This window comes from Yoonia sp. (assembly GCF_036007805.1).
Taxonomy (GTDB): Bacteria; Pseudomonadota; Alphaproteobacteria; order Rhodobacterales; family Rhodobacteraceae; genus Yoonia.
In genome coordinates, this window is sequence record NZ_DASYOK010000027.1 from 1 (window position 1) to 5,696 (window position 5,696).

Consider the following 5,696-nt stretch of genomic DNA (forward strand, 5'->3'; position numbering starts at 1 on the left):
GGGGATGCGAGAGGAAAAATCGCGTTAAAGGCCCAATGCACGAAAGACTTTGGGCAGTTCTTCGGGAAGGTCCTCGGCAATCAGGCCCGGACCGAAGGAGAGCGCGCATTCGGTGTGCAGCCAGGCACCTGTTTCGGCGGCTTTCATCGGAGCGAACCCCCGCGCCAAAAGGCCGGTGATAAAGCCTGCCAAAACATCGCCCGATCCCGCGGTCGCCAGCCAAGGCGCGCTGCGTTCATAGACCGATGCGTTGATACTGCAGCGCACGGAGGGATCGGCGATGACTGTGTCGGGCCCTTTGAAGAGCACCGTACACCCTGCCCGCCGCGCCGCGTCCCGCGTGGCATCCACCTTGGAATAGGCTGGTCCCTTGGACGCAGGTGCCGCCAGCTTTTCAGCAATATCCGGAAACATCCGCGCAAACTCGCCCGCATGTGGCGTCAAAACACATCTGTCATGCAACATCGCGAAGAGAGGCGCATCGCGCCCGATGAGCGTCAGGGCATCCGCGTCCAGCACAATCGCCCGCCCGCTCTTCAAGCCTGCCTCGATGAGGCTACGGCTTTCATCGCTGACCCCCAGCCCCGGCCCCATGCAAAGCGCATTGATACGGGCGTCCTCCAAAGCGGCGGTCAGCGCATCAGCACCCTTGATCTTGCGCAGCATCACTGCATTCAACTGCGCGGCGTTTTCGATCAGTGCAGCAGGCGGACAACCAACCGTGACAGCCCCTGCCCCAACACGCAGTGCACCGCGCGCCGCAAGGCGTGCAGCACCGCCCTTTCCGACGCTGCCGCACAGGATGAGGGCATGTCCATGGGAATACTTATGCCCCACGCGCTTGGAGAGGTTGTCGGTGTGTGTGAGCAGTTCCACCGCACCTTCTATCGGCTTATGGTTCAAGCCGATATCGACAACCCGCACTTCCCCGCAATTTGCAGGTCCATCACATAACAAATGCCCAAGTTTTCGGCTATGAAAAGTGACTGTCAGATGGGCCGCGCTGCTGTGAAACACGGGTGACATCATGACACCCGTATCGCTCGACAACATGCTTGGCACATCAACGGCAACGCGACGGCAGTTCATTGTCGCCATCAGTATATTCCGCAGATCCTCAGTCAAAGGGCGTGCCAGCCCTGTGCCAAAGAGCGCATCAATCACAATCGGCTGATGCACCCAGCGGTGACTGGTGCAAGAAGCAATCGCTGCGACCTCCCCCAACTCGCCCCACCGCTCATAATTCACGCGCGCGTCCGGTGGCAATTTCTCGGCATCCCCATAAAGAAATACCTCAACGTCCCACCCCGCCTCTTTCAGCAAGCGCGCGACAACGAACCCGTCACCACCGTTATTGCCCGGCCCGCACAGCACAACTGCGCGATGCCCCCCTTCCGCCAGCTCCGGCCACTCCTCAAAAGTGGCCGCCACAACCCCGCGCCCCGCGCGTTCCATCAGTTCCAGCCCGGTCACCTCACCCGAGGTGATCGCGGCCGCTTCGATGGCGCGCATTTGGGCAGCGGTGAGTAGTTCGGTCATGGTTTCAGCACCAAAAGTTTACAAATCGCCCAGCAATCAATCTAATTGCACAAATTTTAGGCATTGCGCATAGTTTCCCCCGACCAGCTTGCCCTGAGGTTCCACGACGAATTGTCCCTATGCAAGAGAAATGGTCTCACCACTGACGAAACACACAAGGGGGAGTCGCGAGCGATGAAGAAAATCGAAGCGATCATTAAGCCATTCAAGCTCGACGAAGTGAAGGAAGCCTTGCAAGAGGTGGGTGTCCAGGGCCTGTCTGTCGTCGAAGTCAAAGGGTTCGGCCGTCAGAAAGGGCACACCGAACTCTACCGCGGCGCGGAATACGTGGTCGACTTTCTGCCCAAAGTGAAAATCGAGGTCGTCTTGGCGGACGACCAGGTCGATGCGGCCATTGAAGCCATTATTGGCGCCGCGAAAACCGACAAGATTGGCGACGGCAAGATCTTTGTCTCGTCAGTCGAGCAAGCCATCCGCATCCGCACCGGTGAATCCGGCGACGATGCACTCTAACCAGTAACGACGCTACAAAAAAGGACATCATAGATGGACAATAAGGCTGTTCTAAAACTGATCAAAGATGAGGAAGCCGACTATGTCGACATCCGCTTCACTGATCCACGCGGCAAACTGCAACACGTAACTGTTGTGGCCGATCTCGTTGACGAAGACTTCCTCGAAGAAGGCTTCATGTTCGACGGGTCTTCGATTGCCGGTTGGAAATCTATCGATCAGTCCGACATGAAATTGATGCCACAGGCCGAAAGCGCCTACGTCGATCCGTTCTATGCAGAAAAGACAGTCTGCATTAACTGTAACATCGTCGAACCCGACACGATGGAACCCTATGACCGCGACCCACGCGGCACTGCCGTCAAAGCCGAAGAGTACCTCAAGGCATCCGGCATCGGTGACACCGCCTACTTTGGTCCAGAAGCAGAATTCTTCGTCTTTGACGATGTGCGCTTTCAGGTGTCCATGAACAAAGTGTCCTATCAGGTCGACGCAATCGACGGCGCATGGAACACAGACACCGAGTACGAGATGGGCAACACAGGCCACCGTCCCGGCGTCAAGGGCGGCTACTTCCCTGTGAACCCCATCGACGACGCGCAGGAAATGCGCTCTGAAATGCTGTCCACCATGAAGCGCATGGGCATGAAGGTCGACAAGCACCACCACGAAGTGGCGTCTTGCCAGCACGAATTGGGCCTGATCTTCGGCACGCTGACACATCAGGCGGACGAACTGCAAAAGTACAAGTATGTGATCCACAATGTGGCACAGGCCTACGGCAAGTCGGCCACATTCATGCCCAAGCCCATCGCAGGCGACAACGGCACCGGCATGCACGTCAACATGTCGATCTGGAAAGACGGCAAGCCGCTCTTTGCCGGCGACAAATATGCTGACCTGTCACAGGAAGCGCTCTACTTCATCGGCGGTATCCTCAAGCACGCCAAAGCGCTGAACGCGATCACCAACCCGTCCACAAACAGCTACAAGCGTCTGATCCCGGGCTTTGAAGCCCCCGTTCTGCGCGCATATTCCGCACGTAACCGTTCGGGTTGTGTTCGTATCCCATGGGCCGAAAGCCCCAAGGCAAAGCGCGTTGAGGCCCGCTTCCCCGATCCCGCAGCCAACCCATACCTGTGCTTTGCAGCACTGTTGATGGCTGGCCTTGACGGCATCAAGAACAAGATTGACCCGGGCCCATCTTCCGACAAAGACCTTTACGACCTGCCACCTGAAGAACTGGCAGCGATCCCGACGGTCTGTGGCTCCTTGCGCGAGGCGCTGGAATCGCTGGAAGCGGATCACGAGTTCCTGTTGGCCGGTGACGTGTTCACCAAATCCCAGCTGGGAGGCTACATGGAGCTGAAGTGGGAAGAGGTTTACGCTTACGAGCACACACCGCATCCGATTGAATACAAACTGTACTACAGCTGCTAATCTCCCAAGTGTAAGAAAGCCCCGTCAGAGCAATCTGGCGGGGCTTTTTTTGTCTGACGCGATGGATACGGCCAAGGGTTATGCCCCCAAGCATCGTCTTGCGAAACCTCCCGCATATCTGGCCTTCACCCTTCTCATGACACACGTGCGCGTTGCGCCAAAAACCCCAAATATTATGCAATGCACCCGTCGCTGCCGCACCTTTAGGCAGTGGGGGATTTAAACATGGACCGATTAATCCTCTTTCGATAGCCTGATTTTAGGTCAAATGATGAATTTTTGGCTTTAACGCAAAACAACGCGTTATCAAAAAAACAAATAAACAGGGACAAAATGATGAAACTCGTGATTGGATTGGACGGGCGAAGCTCGGGGGCGAAAGCGCTTGAATTTGCCAAAAGTCTGGCGAAAAGAGCGGACGATTGTGAATTGATCGTCGTCTATGTGATCGAATGGTCGCCGTTTTCTTTTCAAACTGCTGCGGAAAATGCCGAACGTCACAAGCGGCGCGAAGAGGAAATCTCGATTGCGCGCGAGCGGGTTGTCGACCCTGCTGTGGCGGATCTCAAGGCTGCGGGGCTGAATGCCCGCGCGATTGTGCGCCATGGTGATGTGGCCGATACGATCGACAGCATCGCGCATTCCGAAGGTGCTTCACAGATTATCGTCGCCCGTTCTAGCGAAGGTGGCCTGACATCGCGCATCTTTGGCAGTTCAACCGCAAGCCTCGTGATGAACGCCCGCGTTCCTGTCACCGTTGTCGCATAAGGAGCAGTCCAGATGAAAAATATCCAAACTTTTGCGTTGGCACTGATTGCCTCCGTCGCTGCTGCTGTTCCCGCACAGGCACAAGAAGCGGCAGCATCTCTGGATGCGCGCGTAAACGAGGCGTTCGCGAACGCCACGGGTTGGTTCGTTAACTTCATCTTCATGTCGATCCCCGGGACAAACTTCCCCTGGATCGTTATGTGGTTGGTGATTGGTGCCACCGTTTTCACAATCTATTTCGCCGCCGTGCAGTTCCGGTTCTTCGGCCACGCGATCGCGCTGGTAAAGGGCGATTATTCCGACCCTAAAGACGCGGGCGAAGTCAGCCACTTTCAAGCGCTGGCAACTGCGCTTTCAGGGACTGTTGGTCTGGGTAACATCGCCGGTGTTGCCGTCGCTGTCGGTATCGGTGGTCCGGGGGCCACGTTCTGGATGATCCTTGCAGGTCTGCTGGGCATGGCCTCAAAGTTCACCGAATGTACACTGGGTGTGAAATACCGCAACGAATACCCCGATGGCACCGTGTCAGGTGGTCCGATGTATTACATCTCCAAGGGGTTCGATGAGCTGGGTCTGCCCGGCGGCAAGATCCTCGCCGTGATGTTCTCGATCTTCTGTATCCTTGGTGCACTGGGCGGCGGGAATATGTTCCAGGCCAATCAGGCCCACGCACAGATCACCCAGATCACAGGTGATTTCCCGGGCTGGATCACAGGGCTGGTGTTTGCTGTGATCGTCTTTGCGGTCATCGTCGGTGGTATCAAATCCATCGCACGGGTCACCGAGAAAGTCGTTCCTTTCATGGGGATCTTGTATGTCGGTGCGGCCATTGTCGTGCTGATCGTGAACTACGACATGATCGGTTGGGCCTTTAGTCAGATCTTTGTAGGTGCCTTCACCGGTCTGGGTGTTGCGGGCGGTTTTGTCGGCGCGCTGATCCAGGGTTTCCGCCGTGCGGCTTTCTCTAACGAAGCGGGCGTCGGTTCTGCGGCGATCGCGCACTCTGCGGTAAAGACCAACGAACCCATCACTGAAGGGTTTGTGTCTTTGCTCGAGCCACTGATCGACACAGTAGTGATTTGTACAATGACCGCCTTGGTCATCATCATCTCGCAGCAGCTGATCATTGATCAGGCAACAGGCAACTACATGCTGAACGAAGCGGGCACAGCGATTGCGACGATTGATGGCAACAGCGGTGTTGCACTGACATCAGCCGCCTTCGGCTCTGCCATCAGCTGGTTCCCTTATGTCCTGGCACTGGCCGTGATCCTGTTCGCGTTCTCGACCATGATCTCGTGGTCTTACTATGGCTTGAAAGCATGGACCTATCTCTTCGGCGAAGGCAAGACGACAGAGCTGGTCTTCAAGATCATCTTCTGCGTCTTCATCGTGATCGGTGCAGCCGCAAGCCTTGGCCCCGTGATCGACTTCTC

The 5,696-nt window shown here is 56.4% G+C and carries 5 protein-coding genes; 4 read left to right on the plus strand and 1 reads right to left on the minus strand.

Features of this window, described 5'->3' with window-relative positions; translation table 11 throughout:
- Nucleotides 1–24: 24 nt before the first annotated feature.
- Nucleotides 25–1,539 carry an NAD(P)H-hydrate dehydratase gene (locus tag VGP75_RS01575; RefSeq protein ID WP_327541977.1) on the minus strand — a complete coding sequence of 505 codons (1,515 nt, stop codon included), beginning with the start codon at nucleotides 1,537–1,539 and terminating at the stop codon, nucleotides 25–27.
- Nucleotides 1,540–1,713: 174 nt separating this feature from the next.
- Between VGP75_RS01575 and VGP75_RS01580 the strand changes: the two genes are divergently transcribed.
- The 4 genes from VGP75_RS01580 to VGP75_RS01595 all read left to right on the plus strand — a co-directional run.
- Nucleotides 1,714–2,052 (plus strand): P-II family nitrogen regulator, encoded by a 339-nt coding sequence (locus tag VGP75_RS01580; protein ID WP_055685993.1) that lies wholly within the window; start codon nucleotides 1,714–1,716, stop codon nucleotides 2,050–2,052.
- A 33-nt stretch (nucleotides 2,053–2,085) separates the two neighbouring features.
- The gene (glnA, locus tag VGP75_RS01585; RefSeq protein ID WP_327541978.1) at nucleotides 2,086–3,492 is read left to right on the plus strand and encodes a type I glutamate--ammonia ligase; all 1,407 of its coding nucleotides are present in this window, start codon (nucleotides 2,086–2,088) and stop codon (nucleotides 3,490–3,492) included.
- 336 nt (nucleotides 3,493–3,828) lie between these two features.
- Nucleotides 3,829–4,260: a universal stress protein gene (locus VGP75_RS01590; protein ID WP_327541979.1), complete on the plus strand. Its 432-nt coding sequence runs from the start codon at nucleotides 3,829–3,831 to the stop codon at nucleotides 4,258–4,260.
- Between the two features lie 12 nt (nucleotides 4,261–4,272).
- The coding region (locus VGP75_RS01595) for an alanine/glycine:cation symporter family protein (protein WP_327541980.1) at nucleotides 4,273–5,696 on the plus strand (1,424 nt) is incomplete at its 3' end.